Source organism: Bacillus sp. 01N42_2 (genome assembly GCF_056399565.1).
Window position 1 is genome coordinate 119,658 of record NZ_JBFTRO010000002.1, and the last position, 19,968, is coordinate 139,625.

The 19,968-nt window shown below is 41.6% G+C and carries 15 protein-coding genes; 3 read left to right on the forward strand and 12 right to left on the reverse strand.

Annotated elements, in window-relative coordinates; translation table 11 throughout:
- Window positions 1-30: 30 nt before the first annotated feature.
- The 3 genes from AC1DN5_RS04575 to AC1DN5_RS04585 form a co-directional block, all read right to left on the reverse strand.
- Window positions 31-531 carry a DinB family protein gene (locus tag AC1DN5_RS04575; RefSeq protein ID WP_366969349.1) on the reverse strand — a complete coding sequence of 167 codons (501 nt, stop codon included), beginning with the start codon at window positions 529-531 and terminating at the stop codon, window positions 31-33.
- Between the two features lie 64 nt (window positions 532-595).
- Window positions 596-1,510, reverse strand: coding sequence for a helix-turn-helix transcriptional regulator (locus tag AC1DN5_RS04580; RefSeq protein WP_366969350.1), 915 nt, complete (start codon window positions 1,508-1,510; stop codon window positions 596-598).
- 352 nt (window positions 1,511-1,862) lie between these two features.
- Window positions 1,863-2,048 carry a C2H2-type zinc finger protein gene (locus AC1DN5_RS04585; RefSeq protein WP_045926671.1) on the reverse strand — a complete coding sequence of 62 codons (186 nt, stop codon included), beginning with the start codon at window positions 2,046-2,048 and terminating at the stop codon, window positions 1,863-1,865.
- 527 nt (window positions 2,049-2,575) lie between these two features.
- Between AC1DN5_RS04585 and AC1DN5_RS04590 the strand changes: the two genes are divergently transcribed.
- Window positions 2,576-2,671, forward strand: coding sequence for a YjcZ family sporulation protein (locus AC1DN5_RS04590; RefSeq protein WP_016936006.1), 96 nt, complete (start codon window positions 2,576-2,578; stop codon window positions 2,669-2,671).
- A 231-nt stretch (window positions 2,672-2,902) separates the two neighbouring features.
- Here AC1DN5_RS04590 and ppsA read toward each other — a convergent pair whose 3' ends face one another.
- The 3 genes from ppsA to xylA form a co-directional block, all read right to left on the reverse strand.
- A complete protein-coding gene (gene ppsA, locus AC1DN5_RS04595; RefSeq protein ID WP_366969351.1) occupies window positions 2,903-5,500 on the reverse strand; it encodes a phosphoenolpyruvate synthase in 2,598 nt (865 codons plus the stop codon).
- A gap of 369 nt (window positions 5,501-5,869) precedes the next feature.
- Entirely contained in the window at window positions 5,870-7,372 is a 1,503-nt protein-coding gene (xylB, locus tag AC1DN5_RS04600) for a xylulokinase (RefSeq protein ID WP_366969353.1), read from the reverse strand.
- 129 nt (window positions 7,373-7,501) lie between these two features.
- On the reverse strand, window positions 7,502-8,839 hold the full coding sequence (gene xylA, locus AC1DN5_RS04605; RefSeq protein WP_047474837.1) for a xylose isomerase: 1,338 nt from the start codon (window positions 8,837-8,839) through the stop codon (window positions 7,502-7,504).
- A 240-nt stretch (window positions 8,840-9,079) separates the two neighbouring features.
- On the opposite strand from xylA, the gene xylR reads away from it, so the two are divergent.
- Complete coding sequence (xylR, locus tag AC1DN5_RS04610) at window positions 9,080-10,234, forward strand: transcriptional repressor XylR (protein WP_016936010.1); 1,155 nt, start codon at window positions 9,080-9,082, stop codon at window positions 10,232-10,234.
- A gap of 112 nt (window positions 10,235-10,346) precedes the next feature.
- On the opposite strand, the gene xynB is transcribed toward xylR, so the two are convergent.
- Together xynB and AC1DN5_RS04620 are read right to left on the reverse strand one after the other, a co-directional pair.
- Window positions 10,347-11,948 carry a xylan 1,4-beta-xylosidase gene (gene xynB, locus AC1DN5_RS04615; RefSeq protein ID WP_095240677.1) on the reverse strand — a complete coding sequence of 534 codons (1,602 nt, stop codon included), beginning with the start codon at window positions 11,946-11,948 and terminating at the stop codon, window positions 10,347-10,349.
- 41 nt (window positions 11,949-11,989) lie between these two features.
- Entirely contained in the window at window positions 11,990-13,381 is a 1,392-nt protein-coding gene (locus AC1DN5_RS04620; RefSeq protein WP_016936012.1) for an MFS transporter, read from the reverse strand.
- Between the two features lie 556 nt (window positions 13,382-13,937).
- Here AC1DN5_RS04620 and AC1DN5_RS04625 point away from each other — a divergent pair.
- Window positions 13,938-15,032 carry an L-dopachrome tautomerase-related protein gene (locus tag AC1DN5_RS04625; RefSeq protein WP_366969355.1) on the forward strand — a complete coding sequence of 365 codons (1,095 nt, stop codon included), beginning with the start codon at window positions 13,938-13,940 and terminating at the stop codon, window positions 15,030-15,032.
- Between the two features lie 481 nt (window positions 15,033-15,513).
- Here the strand turns inward: AC1DN5_RS04625 and glnA are convergent, their stop codons facing one another.
- The 4 genes from glnA to hflX form a co-directional block, all read right to left on the reverse strand.
- Window positions 15,514-16,848 (reverse strand): type I glutamate--ammonia ligase, encoded by a 1,335-nt coding sequence (gene glnA, locus AC1DN5_RS04630; protein WP_049628523.1) that lies wholly within the window; start codon window positions 16,846-16,848, stop codon window positions 15,514-15,516.
- 57 nt (window positions 16,849-16,905) lie between these two features.
- A complete protein-coding gene (locus AC1DN5_RS04635) occupies window positions 16,906-17,310 on the reverse strand; it encodes a MerR family transcriptional regulator (RefSeq protein ID WP_007410366.1) in 405 nt (134 codons plus the stop codon).
- Window positions 17,311-17,419: 109 nt separating this feature from the next.
- Window positions 17,420-18,685, reverse strand: coding sequence for a methionine gamma-lyase family protein (locus AC1DN5_RS04640; RefSeq protein WP_045926677.1), 1,266 nt, complete (start codon window positions 18,683-18,685; stop codon window positions 17,420-17,422).
- A 16-nt stretch (window positions 18,686-18,701) separates the two neighbouring features.
- Window positions 18,702-19,964 (reverse strand): GTPase HflX, encoded by a 1,263-nt coding sequence (gene hflX, locus AC1DN5_RS04645; RefSeq protein ID WP_366969356.1) that lies wholly within the window; start codon window positions 19,962-19,964, stop codon window positions 18,702-18,704.
- Between the last annotated feature and the right edge of the window lie 4 nt (window positions 19,965-19,968).

Genomic DNA, 19,968 nt, shown 5'->3' on the forward strand with positions numbered 1-19,968 from the left:
CCAATCGGCGGGCATTTTGCAAGTACTGAACTAATCCTGATACCAATATAATACAAGGTCATTCATTGCTGAAGCGTAACCCAGCTGTCTTAACATAGTTGTTATGCTGCCCCGATGATAAGTGCCATGATTGGCAACATGGAATAAAATTTCTGAGTAAGCAGTTTCTCTGGAACCTAACCAAGGATTATGTAAGTTCATTTTTTGTTCTAAATCTGTTTGGTTATTCATCCATTCTTCAAACTGTGAAGCCAGTTCATCATAAGACGCCGCAAATTCATCTGCAGAATATAAATGAGTCCTTTCTGCATAAGCCGCAGAACCTTCCACTGCTTCCTGCATGTCTATTCCTTTAAGTACTTGCAGCCACATAGCATCCACCGCGCAGATGTGACTGAACGTTTGAGCAATTGTAGGATATGAACCGCGAACTTCTTCATAAAGAACGTTACTTGGTAATTCCTTTATTCTTTCTAATAACGCTTTATTCGCCCAAACATGGTACTGATACATATTTTTTGCATGGTTCATATAACATCTTCTCCTTTAAAGTTGATACTTATGATTATAAAAAAAGATATATGACAGCAGATCGTCATACATCTTGATAAACTTTCATAATTTTTTTGGCTTCAGCGATTAATTTTGATTGCAGCTGCACCGGTTTTATCATTTTAGCTCCGCTGCCAAAGCTTAAGAGAATTGATATAAGCCATCCGGCATGCAGAGGCTGATAAACAGAAATGGTAAACGTCATACTTCCATCACTGTTCATGACTTTTGACGCGTTCTGAAATTGATCTAAAGCTTTTGCCAGGGAATTATGATCAACCCAAATGACAACATCCTCAAACCCTTCCGCATTGGAGTCTGAATAAGATGAATCATCTCTCACTTTGTGACTGTGCATAAACTCTTCTTGAGTCAGCGTTATATTCATCATACGTGATACTTTAAATTCTCTAACATCTTGACGTTCTCTGCAATAACCATATACATACCAATTACGGAACTTATAATGGAGATGGATTGGTTCTGCTTCACGTGAGGTAAATTCATTTTTATTGCTGACATAATCAAAGCGTACCACCTTTTTTTCATGTATAGCTTTTCGCAGATGCCTTAAGGAATTCGGTTCTGTTCTAAGGCTTTCCAACTCAACATACAACGTTCTGTTGTTGCCGGTTGTATCCAGAGATTTTAATCTATCTATCGTATGTTCAACTTCCCTATCTTCAAAAAGACTCGATAAACTGCTTAATACAGTGATAAGATTTAATACATCGTGAGATCCGATTAAACTTTTATCAAATTTGTATCCTTTCATAATCCCGAAACCGCCGTTAGCACCTTGATATGAAACGATCGGTATTCCAGCAGCACAAATCGCTTCGATATCTCTATAAATTGTCCGCGATGATACTTGAAATTCATCAGCTAAACTGGAAGCAGATAAAATTTCATTATGTAAGAGCTTGAATATGATTGATAATAAACGTTCTAATTTCAACTCTCAATTCCTTTCTTCATCATTGATTAAGATCAGCGGTAATTGTTGTTAAGATCTTGTTTTGTTCATTTCATCGACATTTCCGCCTTATAGATGGTAAAATTTCTTAAAACAAGCAAAGGAGCACTGTTATATATGAGTCTTATCATTCTAGCATCCATGCTTTTATGGGGTGCAGTGATCCACGAACTAAGCAAACCTTCCAAAAAGCAAAGCAAACGAAAAATGATCTCTTTGGTATCCTTGGGTTCTTTGTCTACTTTAGTCATTACAATTTCGCTTTTTTCCAATTTGAATTGACCGACATATATCATGAGGAAACCCGCCAGAGTTTCCTCATGACACTGACGATCTACTCACTACACTTTTTACAGTAAACCTTATCAGCGAATTTACTTAACACTCTGTCCATTCTCCCCACAGGCATCATCTTCTCACTCGGAAGGGTAATATGAGCTGTCAGCCCATCACCAGATTTTAATGTTTTCCCGCAGATGGAGCATTTTAACTCTATATTAAAGAAATGTTTTAATCCCATTCAGAAGCCCCCTTATTTATCTTTATAAAAGTAATACGTTACTGCTTTATAAAAGTTTCAGGATAAAGCTTTACTCATGACCGGGGAAGTTACTTCGTTCCGGTTGATCTGTGCCCGCCCCACAGGTTAGTCATGTTTGGCTGCCAGCATTACCTTCCCCTGTGTCCAATCTTGTTCGTTCACTTTAATACGTTCTCTTCCAAAACGAAAAAAGGAAAATACTTGTTATTTGTCGTATACTGCGCTTGCCCGGGAAATGATGAATCATTCTTTCTTGATTATTTCTCATTATCTAATTCATTTCGTGCGAGGATAACTTTGCTTCCATCGTGAAATAAAACGGTATATCCTAAAGGTTCTTACTCTCAACTAAACATGCCATAGCCTAAGGAGAACCGAAAATGATATTTCATTCATCAGCCCTTCATTTAGACAAAAACTTCATTTTTTCTCCTTTAGACTAAAATCCATGTCGAAATTTATCGTTCGGCATAGTATATACTATCCTAACAAGAGGAGGTGGCAATATGGGATACTACGGTGGAAATTATGGCGGAAGCACTTTCGTCTTGATCGTTGTGCTTTTCATTTTGTTAATCATTGTAGGTGCTGCTTTCCTTTAATAGCACATTGACGAACCATATTCGTCTCCCAAGAAAATTGCATCTCACAGTTCGGACAGACGCCATAAGATCTTTTTATGGCGTTTTCACTTTTGACATTAAGTCATTTTCGCATAAAAAAAGCCGGACTCCACCTTTAACAGGTTCCGGCTTTTCTTATTGTTCGACCTTTGTTATTACCATTGGTACAAGTGCAGGGAATACTTGATGTCCCGGTGCACACACCCGCTATTATAATATTTCAATACAGCCTTCTGTTCCATGTACGCGGATTCGTTGCCCATCTTTTATCAATTGGGTTGCATTTTCAACTCCAACAACTGCAGGTAAACCGTATTCACGTGCTATAACCGCTCCATGGGTCATCAGTCCGCCAACTTCCGTGACCAGGCCTTTTATGGATACAAACAATGGTGTCCAGCTGGGATCGGTAAAGGAGGTAACTAATATATCCCCCTCTTCCAAATTGGCATCTTCCATGTTTAAAATAACACGTGCCCGCCCCTCTATGACTCCCGAGGAAACAGGAAGCCCTGCAATCGCTCCGGCCGGGAGATTTTCTCGTTTGTACTCGCCTGTAACGATTTCGCCGTCAGACGTGATAACACGCGGCGGAGATAGTTTTTCATATACTTTGTACTCGTCTTTTCGTGTACTGATGATTTGGTAATCCAATATATTTGTGCGTACGACTTCTTGAAGTTCTTCAAAAGTAAGATAGTATATGTCTTCTTTTTCTTGAATAATACCCGCTTCGGCGAGTTGTTCGGCTTCTTTCAGTAAAGCCTGCTTATAAACGAAGTAGCGACTGACCATTCCGTATTTTGGATATTCTCTGAAGCCGCTGAAGTTCCGGATGATGCGGATCATTCGTTCGGTTTCTTTGGCTTTTTGTTCACCATCCGGTAATTGCTTCAATCGATCTAATAACTCTTGTTCTTTCTTCAATGCCTCCTGCCGCCCTTGCTCAAATTTCTGCCGGCTGGCATTTGGCTCAAAGTTTTTGAGATTATTAAGAATCATAGGGACAAGTGCAGTTGGTTTTTCGCTCCATCGAGTTCTTGTCATATCAATTTCTCCGGCACATCGCATTCCGTACTTGTTGAGGAAAGCATAGATGGCGTCATGGATTTCCTGTCCGCCTTCAAATTTCACCAGCTCATCCAAAAAGGAATCATCTTTTACATCCTCTAAATAAGCAATTATTTCTGGATAAGGACGGATCACATCGGCGACGTCCAATAGCGCAAGCCCCATTTCTGAAGTAATATTATGGGGTACAGATTGAGAAAGCGTGTCTGCTGCGTTTTTTTCACCTAACCACTCGTTCATTTTTTCGTTAATCCATGATGAAGCATCCATTGCAGTTCGAATTAATACCGAACTTTTTGGGTTAAATAAAATCTTCTTTAATTCCTGGATATCATCCAAAATAAAACGAAATAAATCAGATCCTGATTTCGTCTGGATGTTTTGTTTTAACTCTTCTATCGATGTTTCACTGCTCTTAATCAAATCAGAAACAATTGCCGGATCGTTTTCAGTTTGATCCGGCATATCGGCATTGCCTTTTCCGGGAATCGGTGCCGTTTTATCAGGTATCGGCTTAATGAAATCACGTCGCTCTATTATGGTCATAAGTGCGTCTTTTAAGAGCGGATCGTGCTGCCCCATGCCTTTTAAGAAAACTTCTCTGACTTTAGGGGATGCCAGATGATGTGTGACATCAACAAATAGCCTTCCGCCGGCTTTACGCATGGGTGCAGAAGTCGTCAACAGAAAAAAAGATAATCCAAGGGGTTTTATGGGGTCCGTCATCATTTGTTGATGACCAACAGAGATATAGACGTGATTTTCTTGATCGTTCGCTTCAGGAACGGGGTATAACGTTGTGATCGGACGACTCTGGACAATATAAAAAGTATCGCGGTCCAAACACCATTCGATATCTTGCGGCTGGCCGAAATGAGCTTCGATCTGCCTCCCGATACGTGCCAGCTGTAAAATTTGTTCATCAGTCAGTGTTTGAATCTTTTGCTGATCAAGATCAATCGCTTGTGTTTCCGTTCCGCCTTCTTTTCGTCCATAGACAGCCTTTTTTTTAGCTTCTATTCTCTTATCGACGATTTGCCCGTCCTGTACTTTATAACAATCGGGGGATACTAAGCCAGAGACCAGTGCTTCACCAAGTCCAAAACCGGCATCAATGGATAGCAGCTTTCGGTTTCCGTTCACCGGATCAGCGGTAAATAAAATCCCCGAAGCCTGAGGGAAAACCATCCTTTGGATGATAACGGATAAATAAACTTGGCTGTGATCAAATCCATTTTGCATACGGTAAATGACCGCGCGATCAGTAAATAGGGACGCCCAACATTTACTGATATGCTGCAAGATTGCATCGACACCGGTAATATTTAAATAGGTGTCTTGCTGACCGGCAAAAGAGGCGTGCGGTAAATCTTCAGAAGTCGCACTAGAACGCACGGCATAGGCATGTTCTTCGCCATACCGGGAGAGATAGCAAGCAACTGCTTTAACTACATCGGAAGGAATTTCTGCTTCCATAATGGTTTGCCGAATTTCCCTGCTGATTTTACCGATTTGATCCCGATTCTCCACTTTCAGCATGGTCAGTTGATCCAACAGCGCTTGTAACGTTTCGTTTTGTTCAATGGCTTTTTGATATCCTGCTGTTGTGACACAAAATCCTTCTGGTACTTGTATTCCTTGAATTTTTGATAATTCCCCTAAATGCAACCCTTTTCCTCCAACGAGCAAAGGCTGTGTTTTTTCAATTTCGTGAATACCGAGAACCAAAGAACTCATTCTATATCTCCCCTTCAAAAAAAAATTGACAAGAGCTTTTCAGCATGATATAATCATAATATAAGATGGATAACTATGACCTCACACACAGAAAGCACGCGTGATCTGATTATATCACCGTGTCTGTTTTTGTGCAATATAAAAAGAACCTGGCCAATTTGGCGGGGTTCTTTTTTAATTTCCTCCTGAAGTTGAATGATATCTGTGAATCCATTGCAGAAAGGCTATCTCCACGGAGTCCGAATGATTATCTGTTTCTTCCGATAAATGACATTATTTATTAGCAGCATTGCCATCAAAGCTTTTTAGCTGTTAATTGTTTTTTCATTGATCTCCCGGCAAAAACACTCTCTTGACGAACCGCACTTATCATTCATTTTCCCGAAAACTCTTCAATGCTGTATTGAGATCCTTTGTGTGAGTGTAAATGTTCTTATACAAATCGAATAGTGTTTTATATTTTTGAACATTTTGTTCTTCCGGATAGAATACAGCAGCCTTGCGTATAAATTGCTCTGCACATTCTTCAAGGGATTCAAACCACCCGCTCCCGAAGGCAGCTAACATAGCAGCTCCCATGGCGGGACCTTGTTCGTTTTCTAACTTAATCACCCGCGTATTGAAAATATCAGCTTGCATTTGAAGCCACGTTTCATTTTTAGCTCCCCCGCCAATAGAGACAACAGAATCAACTGATTTTCCCGCTTCGCGGAATAGCTCAATTGATTCATTCAAAGAGAATGTGATGCCTTCCATTACCGCCCTCATAACATGCTCTCTTTTATGGGCCGCATCCATTCCGATCAAGCTTCCCCGAATAGATGAATCAGCATGCGGCGTTCTTTCACCAACCAAATAAGGAGTATACAGCAGTCCATTTGCTCCTATCGGAATAGCTTCCACCCCATCCAATAATTGTTCAAACGATTCGTTTGGCGCAAACGTTCTTTTAAACCAGTCTAAGCTGTATCCAGCAGCGAGCGTGACTCCCATCGTATAAAAAGAATCCTTTTTTCCATGATTAAAAAAGTGCACTTTCCCTTTAAAGTCTCTTTCTTTGTCTTCTTCACAGGAAAGTATGACCCCTGACGTCCCAATACTGCATAATGTTTTTCCGGATGAAAGAATACCGGCTCCAATTGCACCGCAAGCATTATCTGCTCCCCCGGCGTACACTTTTGTTGTTTCCATCAGCCCTGTCTCCGCCGCGACGTTCGGAAGCAGCGATCCTGCACAATCATGGGATTCAACAAGCGGAGGACAAATATCTGCAGAAATACCGAATTGATTGCAAATATCAACGCTCCACTCCTTGCGGGTAATATCTAAAAGTAACGTTCCCGCCGCATCGGAGTATTCAGTGTGAATGGCACCGGTCATACGGAATCTCACATAGTCTTTCGGAAGCAAAAAAACAGCAGTTTTTTTAAAAAGTTCAGGCTCATGTTCCTTCACCCATAACATTTTAGGTAATGTAAATCCTTCTAGTACACGGTTTTTTGTGATATCAAGCAGATGATCGCCAAATGTCTCGGTCATCCTCATACATTGAGGCGTCGTTCGGGTATCATTCCAAAGAATCGCATGACGCAGCACCTGCCCATCTTGGTCAAGCAGGACTAACCCATGCATTTGTCCTGAATAGCTTATCCCGTCTATATCTTCGGCTTGAACACCGGATTCATAAACCAATTCAGCCAAGGCATCAATTGTTTGCTGCACCCAGTCTTCGGGATTTTGCTCACTATACCCCGCCTTCTCTTGAATAAGCGGATATCTTTTGGACGTTTCTGCACAAACCTTGCCGTTTTGATTGACTAAAATGGTTTTAACGGCGCTCGTTCCAAGATCTATCCCAATGACATACTTCATTTTTTCACTCCTTTCCCTCTCAATAGGTCCCCCTCAATAGGTCCCCATTGAAACTTCCCGCCAGAACGGGAAGTTCCGGGGCAGCTCGGCTTTCCCTGCTAAAACTTTTTAGCGGATCAAGCTTCTTTGTTATACCTCTAAAATGTATTGGTTCAATATCGCTTTTAACCGCTCCTGTCTCCCTGATTCGTTTTTAATTGGCTGATTGTTTAGCGCATATTGCTCAAGTGTCTTAAAATCAGCTCTTCCTTCTGCAATTTCAAGACCGATCCCTTCGGTAAAGCTGCGGTAACGATGCTGAATCACATCTTCAAACACACGGTCTTCGATTAATTTGTGAGCGACTTTCAATCCCCTTGCAAATGCATCCATCCCTGCAACATGGGCATAAAGTAAATCATCAGGCTCAAAAGAAGATCTTCTGACCTTTGCGTCAAAGTTTAATCCGCCGCTTCCAAGGCCGCCATTTTGCAGGATTTCGTACATGGCTAATGTCGCAGAATATAAATCTGTCGGAAATTCATCTGTGTCCCAGCCTAACAGCGGATCACCTTGGTTCGCATCAACAGATCCAAGAAGGCCATGCACTCTCGCCATTCGTAATTCATGTTCGAATGTATGCCCGGCTAATGTGGCATGATTGGCTTCGAGATTTAATTTAAAATGACTGTCTAAGCCATATTGCTTCAAAAAGGCAATGGTTGTTGCTGCATCTGTATCATATTGATGAGTGGTCGGCTCTTTTGGTTTTGGTTCAATCAAAAATTGCCCTGTATACCCGATTTCCTTCGCATAATCCACTGCCATATGCATGAATCTGGCCAGATTATCAAGCTCAAATTTTAAATCCGTATTTAACAATGTTTCGTATCCTTCACGTCCGCCCCAAAATACATAGTTTTCGGCGCCAAGCTCTTTTGCTGTTTCCAGCCCTTTTTTTACTTGTGCTGCGGCATACGCAAACACATCTGCATTGCAAGAAGTCGCGGCACCATGGACGAAGCGGGGGTTCGTAAACATGTTTGCAGTATTCCATAATAGCTTCACGCCGCTCGTTCTCATGTACTCTTTCATCATGCTCACGATAATATCTAAATTTTGATTTGTCTCTTTTAACGTACTTCCTTCAGGTGCGATATCCCGGTCATGGAAAGCAAAAAATGGCGCATCCAGTTTTTCAAACATCTCAAATGCTGCTTCTACCCTCGCTCTCGCCAGATCCATGCCTTTATAACGATCCCACGGTCTTTGCATCGTAGCTGCTCCAAACATGTCTGTACCGTCAGCGGTAAATGTATGCCAATAAGCAATAGAAAACCGCAGGTGCTCTTTCATTGTCTTTCCGCCGATTACTTCTTGAGGATTATAATATTTAAATGCTAAAGGATTCGTGGAATCTTTCCCTTCATAAATCACTTTGTTTACGCTTTCAAAATAGCCGGCTGTACCGGAATGAGACTGAGCCATGACATTTCCCCCTTAAAAATAAATTCAAGCGCATTTTATGTCATATTCGCATGTTAGTTTGTTGCTTAAACAAACTAACATATTTTCATCTTATATAACCTCATCAGTATTTTCAATATTTTTTTAGTTTTTCACGAATACATTAGATATAATAAGGTTGGATTCGCTATGTGTGACGCTTAGCATGATAACACAGAAAACTCAACTTAATTTAAAGATTATACAAATGGAGTGGATGAAGTGGATATCGCTGATCAAGCCTTTGTCAAAAAAGTAAACCAAAAGTTATTATTAAAAGAAATCCTTAAAAACTCACCTATTTCAAGAGCAAAATTATCTGAAATGACCGGATTAAATAAATCTACTGTTTCATCACAGGTAAACACATTAATGAAAGAAAACCTTGTATTTGAAATCGGTCAGGGACAATCAAGCGGCGGCAGACGACCTGTCATGCTTGTTTTTAATAAAAAAGCAGGATACTCCGTAGGAATAGATGTCGGGGTCGATTATATTAACGGCATTTTAACAGACCTTGAAGGGACGATCGTCCTTGATCAACACCATCATTTGGAATGCAGCTCTCCTGAAATAACGAAAGATATTTTAATTGAGATGATTCATCACTTTATTGCGAATATGCCGCAATCTCCATACGGGCTTATCGGTATAGGCATATGCGTTCCCGGATTAATTGATAAAAATCAAAAAATTGTTTTCACTCCGAACTCCAACTGGAGAAATATTGACTTAAAACCTATCATCCAAGAGAAGTTCAATGTGCCTGTTTTTATTGAAAATGAGGCAAATGCCGGCGCATATGGAGAAAAAGTATTTGGCGCTGCAAAAAATCACGATAACATGATTTATGCAAGTATCGGTACAGGGATAGGGATCGGCGTTATAATCAATAATGATTTATATAGAGGGGTTGGCGGATTCTCTGGAGAAATGGGACATATGACAATAGACTTTAATGGTCCGAAATGCAGCTGCGGAAACCGGGGCTGCTGGGAATTGTATGCTTCAGAGAAGGCTTTATTAAAATCTCTTCAGACGAAAGAAAAAAAAGTATCCAATCAAGATATCATAGACCTCGCCCATCTGAATGATGTTGGAACTTTACGTGCCTTACAGAATTTCGGCTTCTATTTAGGGATAGGCCTGACCAATATTTTGAATACATTCAATCCGCAAGCCATCATTTTAAGAAACAGCATCATTGAATCGCATCCTATGGTTTTAAATTCAATTAGAAGCGAAGTGTCGTCCCGGGTTTATTCCCAATTAGGCAATAGTTATGAATTATTACCATCTGTTTTAGGAAAAAATGCATCGGCATTGGGAATGTCCTCGATTGTAATTGATCATTTTCTTGATATGGTTAATCATTAAGTTTTACGCTGTTTTTTTCATGCTGAACAGGAGTATTTCTGAAGGAATTTTTCACATAGGACATGATATGAAAAAGGAGTTCTAAAATAGAAGCTCCTTTTTCTTGTGCGCATTATTTTTCTTTATAACGAAAATATCTGAAGTCAGCCGGAATGTGGTGACCGCTGGTATCTTGGCACTGCATCCCTACAAAAGCTCCTGTAAAGAATCCTCCTCCGCGGATGTAATCATCTGATAATTTTTTCGATTCTAATGTAATGTCAATTTTATGCCAGTCTTCTTTGTTAAACGAATAGAAATAATAATATTTTTCCTTTTCGATATTCACTTTTAAATAGACATACTTTACTTTACCGGGGATCACAATTTTATTTTTTAATGGCTGTGAAAAAGAAAAGTTATCACATATTGTTAATTCAAGAATACGGCCGAGTTCTTCATCATGCGTGACTTGAAGAGCCGTCCAGTTCTCTGTATTGTAATAGTTCACCAATCCAGCGGCTTGTTGAAAATTCTCCGGGAAAAACGCTACAGCTGTTTCCGCTTCAAAATGGAGACTTTGCCAGCGTCTGGCTACAAATGCCTGAGTAAATGCCGAGGTTAATGATTCATGGCCGTATAACCGCAAATGATTTGGCACTTGAGTCAATGAGCCTAATTCTTTCGTGAACGGAATCCTTAACGTTTGAAAATTGATATTTAATGTTGAGTTCTCGAATTCATCAACTTCCGGGTACGTTGCTTCAAATATGGTTTCAGGAATAGAAGGCGCTTCCACCTCCAAACTTCCCTCTTTTCCGCCATCTACATAAGGCCATTCATCTTTCCAATAGAGTTTTTGAATAGCTGTTTCTCTGCCCAAAGGACAATAACCTCGCTGCTGAAAAATTGAATCATCGTCCGGATGAATAGGACGTCCCGTTAAATGAGCTAAATACCACTCACCTGTATGTGTTTGAACGATGGATGCATGCCCGCATTTTTGCAGCGGATTTTCGGGATCATGCCATGACGTTAAGATAGGATTATCAGGATGAACTTCATATGGCCCCTCAATATTTGCAGAACGGGCAATTGTAGCAGCATGTTCGAACCGCGTTCCTCCTTCTGCAGTTAATAAATAATAATAGTTCCCGATATGATAAAGGTGCGGCGCTTCCGTCAGCTTTCTTTCAGTTCCTTTAAATATTACTTTCGGTTTTCCAATTAATTTTTGCTCCTCATCAGAATATTCCTGCATGACAATTCCTCCGAAAGAGTGCCGATCAATACGCTGATCCCATAACATATTTAATAAATATTTTTTTCCATCCGTATCATGGAATAAAGAAGCATCAAATCCCGAGCTATTTAATGTGATCGGCTCCCCCCAATCACCATCAATCGTGTCACAAGTCACTAAATAATTGTGGCAATCTTTCCAGGCGCCATCTACTACCTTAACATCCGTATAGATCAGCCAAAACTTTCCGTCGCTGTAACTTAAACATGGCGCCCAGACCCCTCCTGAATTAGGGTTTCCTTTCATATCTAATTGAGAAACTCTCTGTAATGGATGTGCAACTAAGTGCCAATTCACTAAATCTTTTGAGTGGTGTATCTGGACTCCCGGAAACCACTCAAATGTAGATACGGCGATATAATAATCCTCTCCGACCCTGCAAATACTCGGATCGGGATTAAATCCTTTAAGTACCGGATTGATAATCTTCATCGGAACGCCTCCTTAGCTATTTTCTGTTGACTCATCATATTTTAAGCTTTGAAATCATCAATATGATCCAAATAAACCTTGTCTCTATTCTCTAATTCTCGAACCATGTTTTTATATTTTTTCTCATCTAAGTTATAGAAATTAATATCAATCATGGCTAAAACCAGTAAGAACACGGGAATAATGGTGGTTGTAATTAAAATTCCCGTCAATGCCTCCGCCGTTTGCACCTGATTTGCCACATATCCAAACTTATCTAAAACCAGCCCAGGTATAACCCCTCCCAAGGCCATGCCGAATTTAAAGAAAAATCCGATAATAGCGTATATGAGCCCGCCCATTCTTTTTCCGGTTCTGTACTCTCCATATTCTATTGTTTCAGGAATAAGCGCCCACATATATCCCCCGGCAGTGAGACTTCCGGCAGCAGCCAGTAATCGAAAGGAAAGGATAAGGAATACATTACTTGACGGAACAAACAATAAAGCTAAGAGGCCGATCATATTCAGTAATAATGCGTAGTTTAGTAATTTCTTCTTCCCCAATAATTGATGAAGCTTTGGAATAAAAGGTAAAATGACCAGAGCGGGCAAACTTCCTAACAAACCGTACCACTTCACTAAATCCTCTCTTCCTAAGTTATACGTTACGTAATAGATGCCGACTGAATTACTTATTGAATTCACCCCAAAAATTATAATAAAGAAAATACTTAATACAACAAGCGGCCGATTAACACGAAATTGCTCAAATATATCCGAAAATTTAATTTTTTCTTCAGATTTTTGAAGAGTGACACGCTCTTTTGTGCTTTTAAAACAAAAGATTAAAAGGCCCCCGCCTATGAATCCCATAATGGCCATGGTTAGCTGCCAGCCAAGAGATTCGCTGCCTGAAGTATCGCTTAAATAAGCAGCCAGTAAAGGAACAAAAAATGCAACGACAAGTCCCCCAAGATTCGCAAATAACATACGGACAGATGTTATACTAACAACTTCTTGATTATTTCTGGTCATGGCAGAAGTTAACGCGCCATACGGAACGTTTATCGCTGTGTATGTAAGCGACAAGCCGACATATGTTATATAGGCATATATTAATTTCCCCATATCTGAAAAATCGGGGGTTGTAAAACAGAGGATGGCCAGTATGACAAATGGAAAAGCTCCGAATAAAAGATACGGTCTGAAGCGCCCAAACCTGCTATTTGTTCTGTCTACTATTGTTCCGATAAAAGGATCAGCGAGGGCGTCGATGATTCTGACCACTAAAAACATCGTACCGGCGGCGGCTGCCGATAAACCAAATACATCTGTATAGAAGAACAAAAGATAAGTAGACACCGTTGCATAAATTAAATTACATGCAAAATCCCCAGACGCATATCCAACTTTTTCAGCCATGCTGATCTTCTTTACATTTTCACTGAGCATGATTTCCTCCCCCTTTTCGATCTTTCATAAGGAACCAGTATGAAAGAATATAACATGTCTTCAAATTTATTGGGCAGTGCGCACTTTATAAAAGCGCTTTCATAAAACTGATAGCCGATGACTTTCACAGAGCATTTTCATCAGATAAATGGTGATCAGATGGCTGCAATTTCATCTTATATGCCCGGAAAGGATAAAAGCCCCGTGCTTTCGTTTTTTAAATTCTTCTTTCGAGCCTCTTATCCCCCTTCCATCATGCATTTAAATTACGGGTAATTTAATCGGATTCCTTAGTTTGTTGAGTAAACAAACTAACTTGATTTAATCTTATAAAATCTGATCTGCTTTTTCAACTCCTTTTTCAGAAAATTTAAACCCGACCAAGGACATACCATAGTGTAATCGCCAACTGCTTCGACAGACGTATAAGTAAAAATCCCTTGTGGCTGACTGATCATCACCTTTTCGTTTAGAAAAACGTATTAATAAACATGCACTAGAAAAAATGCGAATCATATATAAGTCATATCCCGTTTAATTGGTTGAGGAGGATATTATGAAACCTATGCTGCCTTTTGAAAAGTATTTCGGTGATTTAGAACTGGTTTATGCATTTTATGGAGCTATGCCTACCGGTGTTACGGTTTCGGAAACTGGTCGTATTTTCATTTGTTTTCCGAAATGGGGAGACGATGTTAAATTTACGGTGGCGGAAATAGTTGGGGATAAATTGCAGCCCTATCCTGATTTACAAACCAATTTGGTTAACCCCGAGACTATCAAAATGAGTTTCATCAGTGTCCAAAGTGTAGTTGCTGATGGAAGGGGAACGCTTTGGGTACTAGATACAGCGGCGCCCAATTTTTCTGAACCAATTAAAGGCAGGGCAAAATTAGTCGCTGTTGATTTAAAAACCAATACAATCAGAAGAGTGTATACCTTTACAGAAGATGTTGTCCTGCCAACAACTTACCTGAATGATGTCCGATTTGATTTTCGTGTTGGAACTGCAGGTTATGCCTATATAACGGATTCTTCTTCCAAAGGACCAGGAGCGATTATCGTCGTTGATTTGGAAACCGGAAATGCATACAGACGGTTAAATGGAGCATATCCAACTTCACCGGATCCCTATTTTATACCGAAAGTAGAAGGCAACATTTTGATGAATCGTAACAGGGATGGTTCAACTTCCCCATTTAGGCTGGCATCCGACGGTATTGCGATTTCTCCTGACGGGAAGGTATTATTTTTTTGTCCACTGACCAGCCGCCATTTGTTCTCGATCTCAACAGAAGCCCTGAGAGATAGAAATATACCGGACATGGATTTACTTTATCATGTGGCGTATTGGGGAGAAAAAGGTGCGTCTGATGGAATGATTACAGATGCAAAAGGAGCCGTTTATGCCGGAGATTACGAGAACAATAGTATTCGAAAAATACTGCCGAATGGCATAATGGAAACCATCGCACATGATCCGAGAATTTTATGGCCGGATACTTTTTCGATTGGTCCGGATGGATACTTATACGTCATCGTGAACCAATTACATCGGCAGGCTAGATTTCATTATGGAAAAGACTTACGACAGAAACCTTATAGTTTACTTCGTATAAAAATCGATGAATTACCTGCTCCTTCCTATTGAAAATGAAAATTGAAGGCAATCATATAATATCCTCATTAAATATAGATGGGTTTATTCGAGCCGTTTATAATCGGCCTGTTGACGTATATAAGAAAAAAACAGACCACCCGTGAGCCTGGAAACCTGAAGGGTTAGGTCTATCATGAAACCACATCGAGCAAACCCTTTGATGGGCAGCTTTTATTACAGAGCCGGGGTGATACCAACACCCTGGTCTTTTTATTAAGGGAAAAACACTGTAATCCGTCTGTATTTTACAGTTTGTCACGCTTTTCTTCTTTTTGAATCTGGGGCAACAATAATTTGTCCAGGAAAGGTTTGGACATAAAAATATAACCATCACTTCAGACGTGGACTCCCATGTCTCAGAGAAACTTTAAAATTCATCAGTTGATGGTTATGAAGAATATATATGTTTAGTATTTTTGGCGGTCAAAATCAAAAAATCCCCTGACACCAATAGTGCCAAGGGATTGAGAGATTAATATTGAGACATATACTGTTCGCGCTCCCACGGATGAACCTGTGTGCGGAACATATCCCATTCGATTTCTTTTGCTTCGATGAAGTGTTCGAACAGATGCTCACCGAGAGCTGCAACCATGACTTCGTTTGATTTGAATTCGTCGAGAGCTTCCGCAAGTGTCGCCGGAAGGTCCACGATTCCGCTTTCCATGCGCTCTTCTTTGCTCATGACGTAGATGTTGCGGTCAATCGGAGCTGGCGCTTCAAGTTTATTTTTGATTCCGTCAAGGCCTGCTGCAAGCAATACGCTTAATGCCAAATACGGGTTTGCCGCCGGGTCTACGCTGCGGACTTCAACACGCGTGCTGATGCCGCGGGAAGCCGGGATACGGATCAGCGGGCTTCTGTTTTGCGCGCTCCATGCCACGTAGCAAGGTGCTTCATAGCCCGGAACAAGGCGTTTATAAGAGTTCACTGTCGGGTTTGTGACAGCTGTAAAGCTTGTCGCGTGTTTTACGATACCGGCAATGAAGTGTTTTGCTGTTTCACTTAGCTGAAGATCAGCGTCTTTATCAAAGAATGCGTTAACGCCCTCTTTGAAGAGTGATAGATTACAGTGCATACCGGAACCGTTTACGCCGAACAGCGGTTTTGGCATGAATGTCGCATGCAGACCGTGTTTGCGGGCAATCGTTTTGACGACAAGTTTGAAAGTTTGGATGTCGTCACAAGAACGGATGGCACCGGCATATTTAAAATCGATTTCGTGCTGGCCGGGAGCGACTTCATGGTGAGATGCTTCGATTTCAAAGCCCATTTCTTCCAGCTCAAGCACGATATCGCGGCGGCAGTTTTCTCCCAAGTCAGTCGGAGCCAGGTCGAAGTATCCGCCTTTATCGTTTAATTCGAGTGTCGGTTCGCCTTTTTCATCTAATTTAAACAGGAAGAATTCAGGCTCAGGTCCAAGATTGAAATCGCTGAAACCGAGTTCTTTCATTTCTTTCAGAATCCGTTTGAGGTTGTTACGCGGGTCACCTTCGAACGGGGTGCCGTCCGGATTGTAGATATCACAGATGAAGCGTGCTACTTTACCTTTTTCAGCTGTCCATGGGAAGATAACAAATGTGTTCAGATCAGGATATAAGTACATATCAGATTCTTCGATGCGGACAAAACCTTCGATGGAAGAACCGTCAAACATGCATTTATTATCAAGTGCTTTTTCAAGCTGGCTCACAGGAATTTCCACGTTTTTAATCGTTCCGAGAATGTCTGTAAACTGAAGGCGGATGTACTTTACGTTTTCCTCATTTACTAATTTTACGATGTCTTCTCTTGTGTACTTTGCCATTTCGTAAAACTCCTCCTCTAAAAGGTAAATGTATATAGCAAAACAGTTGCTAACGGATTAATGAAAGAATCGGGACATATCACCTTGGCGGAAGGTGTTCCCCCGCTGGAATCGGCCTGCCTGCATCAGTTCGTTTTTCAGAAGCTTTCTGAGTTCGTCGTCAGACAGATTGTGCTTCATCGGTTTGGCAGTTTTTTCGGATTTTTCTTCCGGTTCGGCAGATGCCTTATCCAGTATTTGTTTGATCCCCGCCATATTGACGCCTTGTTCAATCAAATTTTTGATTTCTAACAGTTTATCTACATCATGGAATGAAAATAATCGTCTATTTCCTTCGCTTCTCGCTGGAAATATCAGTCCATTTTCCTCATAATATCGAATTTGCCGGGCAGAAAGTTCTGTTAACTGCATGACAATTCCTATTGGAAATAAAGGCATTGAGCGGCGAATGTTATCACTCATCTCAATTTCCTCCTTTTCTTATCTTAGTCTCATTATAGGTGATGTTATATTTTGTGTCAACACAATGTAAGGAATCTTAACATCAAATTCTTTGAAAATTGCAAACGGCTTAGATCAGCCCTTTTTCCATTAAAGCATTAACTGCGCTGCAAATCGCATTTTTTACGTGCGCATAGGTTAATCCTCCTTGGACATACGCGACGTAAGGCGGTCTGATAGGGCCATCTGCCGATAATTCAATACTCGCCCCCTGTACGAAAGTGCCCGCTGCCATAATGACATCGTCTTCATATCCCGGCATATAGCTCGGATAAGGCGTCACATGCGCATTAATCGGGGACGCATATTGTATCGCCTGGCAAAAAGCGATCATCTTATCAGGGTCCTGAAACTCAACAGATTGGATCAGATCCGTTCTCGGCGCATTCCATGCAGGGTTTGACGAAAATCCCAGCTTTTCAAGAAAACGGGCGGTAAATACCGCTCCCTTCAAGCTTTGCGCCACTACGTGCGGAGCGAGAAAGAAACCTTGATACATTTCCTGCAGTGAATAAAGCGATGCACCGGCTTCACTTCCGATTCCCGGTGAGGTCATCCGGTAAGAGCAGGCTTCAATCCACTTGGCTTTCCCCACAAGGTATCCCCCCGTTTTGGCAAGGCCGCCGCCCGGGTTTTTAATCAGGGAGCCGGCCATAAGATCCGCTCCGACGTGACAGGGTTCCCGCTCTTCCGCAAATTCTCCGTAGCAATTGTCCACAAAAACAATGACATCTTCTTTGATTTCTTTTACGAAACGAATCATCTCTTCAATCTCATTTATCCTGAAAGACGGGCGGTTCGCATATCCTTTTGAACGCTGAATACCGATCACTTTTGTAGTCGGACGGATTGCAGCACGGACCGCTTCGAAGTCCACTTTGCCTTCTGTGGTTAAATCGACTGCATGATACCCGATTTGAAATTCTTTAAGCGAGCCTGAATACTCCCCGCCTCTCACCCCGACGATTTCTTCGAGGGTGTCGTACGGCTTGCCTGTGATATAAAGCAATTCGTCTCCGGGTCTCAGCACACCGAACAGCGCGATTGAGATCGCGTGCGTCCCCGAGATGATTTGCGGTCTCACAAGCCCCGCCTCTCCTCCGAACACATCAGCATAGATCTCTTCCAGAGTATCCCGGCCGATGTCATCATAACCGTATCCGGTTGAAGGTGTAAAATGCGTATCGCTTACTTTATGCTTTCTGTAGCTTTGCAGGACTCTCCATTCATTCCGTTCACTGATTTCTTCTATTCTTTTATGAACGGCGGCGATTTCCGCTTCTGTTTCTTCGGCGGTTTTTTGCAATAGAGTGCCGTGTGTCAGTGTCTCAAACATGTTGTGTATACCTTCCTTACATGAATTTCTTCAGTTCTCCAAGTATGCTTTGTTCTTCTTGCACATAACCCGAGACTTCGTAGCGTTCATTTTCTTCATTAAAATAAAGGCTGTCGATTATAGTCTCTGATTTAATGCGCGACATCAATTTGCCTTCAGCGGCGGGTACATGAACTTCATACGGCGTCATCAGCTCACGGCGCAAATAAGCTTCGATTTCCGCTTTCAATTTCGCTTCATCCCCGGCGATTCTGGCGCTGATCATGATGTGGCCTTCTCCTGCTGTCGGAATGAAGTCAGGAAGTGTTTCATCCCTTTTGTTATAAGCAGTTAACACCGGAATATCATCTGCTTCAAGCTCTTTTAACAGTCCGAGAACAGTCTGTTCATGCCCCGCGTAATCTTCATTGGAAGAATCAATGACATGAATGATCAAGTCAGCTTCCTTCACTTCTTCAAGCGTTGAACGGAAAGCGGCAATGAGCGTCGTAGGCAAATCCTGAATAAAGCCGACCGTATCAGACAAAAGGACGCTGTAACCGCTTGGAAGCGCCATCTTTCTTGTCATCGGATCAAGTGTTGCAAACAGCAGATCTTCTTCATAGCTGTCTGAGCTTGTTAATTTATTGAACCACGTTGATTTCCCGGCATTGGTATAGCCGACGAGCGCAGCCTGAAGCACACCATTTTTCTTGCGTCTCTCCCGATAACGGCTTCTGTGGCGGATAACCGTTGACAGCTGCACGTTAATTTCGTGTATGCGGTTTCTAATGTGGCGCCGGTCTGTTTCAAGCTTTGTCTCACCGGGCCCTCTCGTCCCGATTCCGCCGCCTTGTCTGGAGAGATTGATTCCTTGTCCGCTCAGACGCGGCAGTGCATATTGAAGCTGGGCCAATTCGATCTGAAGCTTTCCTTCCCTCGTCTTCGCCCTTTTTGCGAAAATATCCAAAATAAGCTGCGTGCGGTCGATGATCTTCGCTTCAATTGCCGTGGCGAGTGATTTAAGCTGGCTCGGTGACAGTTCATCATTAAAAATAACCAGATCCGCTTCAAGCTCTTCACACAGCGCCTTCAGCTCGTCTACTTTCCCCTTGCCTATATATGTAGCGGCATCCGCTCTGTTCCGTTTTTGCGTAATCCGGGTCAGCACCGTTCCGTCAGCCGTTTTTGTCAATGAAGCGAGCTCGTCCATGGAATGTTCAAAGTGCTCGTCGGTCATGTGCGGAAGCTGGCAGCCGACTAAAATGACCGTTTCTTTTTTTTCTTCCTGTTCGTTCAAATGG

Excerpts from the sequence above, each read along its gene's own strand:
- AC1DN5_RS04640 (WP_045926677.1), bottom strand. The coding sequence starts at position 18,685 with ATGTTTGAGACACTGACACACGGCACTCTATTGCAAAAAACCGCCGAA.
- AC1DN5_RS04625 (WP_366969355.1), top strand. The coding sequence starts at position 13,938 with ATGAAACCTATGCTGCCTTTTGAAAAGTATTTCGGTGATTTAGAACTG.
- AC1DN5_RS04575 (WP_366969349.1), bottom strand. The coding sequence starts at position 531 with ATGAACCATGCAAAAAATATGTATCAGTACCATGTTTGGGCGAATAAA.
- glnA (WP_049628523.1), bottom strand. The coding sequence starts at position 16,848 with ATGGCAAAGTACACAAGAGAAGACATCGTAAAATTAGTAAATGAGGAA.
- AC1DN5_RS04620 (WP_016936012.1), bottom strand. The coding sequence starts at position 13,381 with ATGCTCAGTGAAAATGTAAAGAAGATCAGCATGGCTGAAAAAGTTGGA.
- xylB (WP_366969353.1), bottom strand. The coding sequence starts at position 7,372 with ATGAAGTATGTCATTGGGATAGATCTTGGAACGAGCGCCGTTAAAACC.
- xylA (WP_047474837.1), bottom strand. The coding sequence starts at position 8,839 with ATGGCTCAGTCTCATTCCGGTACAGCCGGCTATTTTGAAAGCGTAAAC.
- AC1DN5_RS04585 (WP_045926671.1), bottom strand. The coding sequence starts at position 2,048 with ATGGGATTAAAACATTTCTTTAATATAGAGTTAAAATGCTCCATCTGC.
- AC1DN5_RS04590 (WP_016936006.1), top strand. The coding sequence starts at position 2,576 with ATGGGATACTACGGTGGAAATTATGGCGGAAGCACTTTCGTCTTGATC.
- xynB (WP_095240677.1), bottom strand. The coding sequence starts at position 11,948 with ATGAAGATTATCAATCCGGTACTTAAAGGATTTAATCCCGATCCGAGT.
- AC1DN5_RS04635 (WP_007410366.1), bottom strand. The coding sequence starts at position 17,310 with ATGAGTGATAACATTCGCCGCTCAATGCCTTTATTTCCAATAGGAATT.
- ppsA (WP_366969351.1), bottom strand. The coding sequence starts at position 5,500 with ATGAGTTCTTTGGTTCTCGGTATTCACGAAATTGAAAAAACACAGCCT.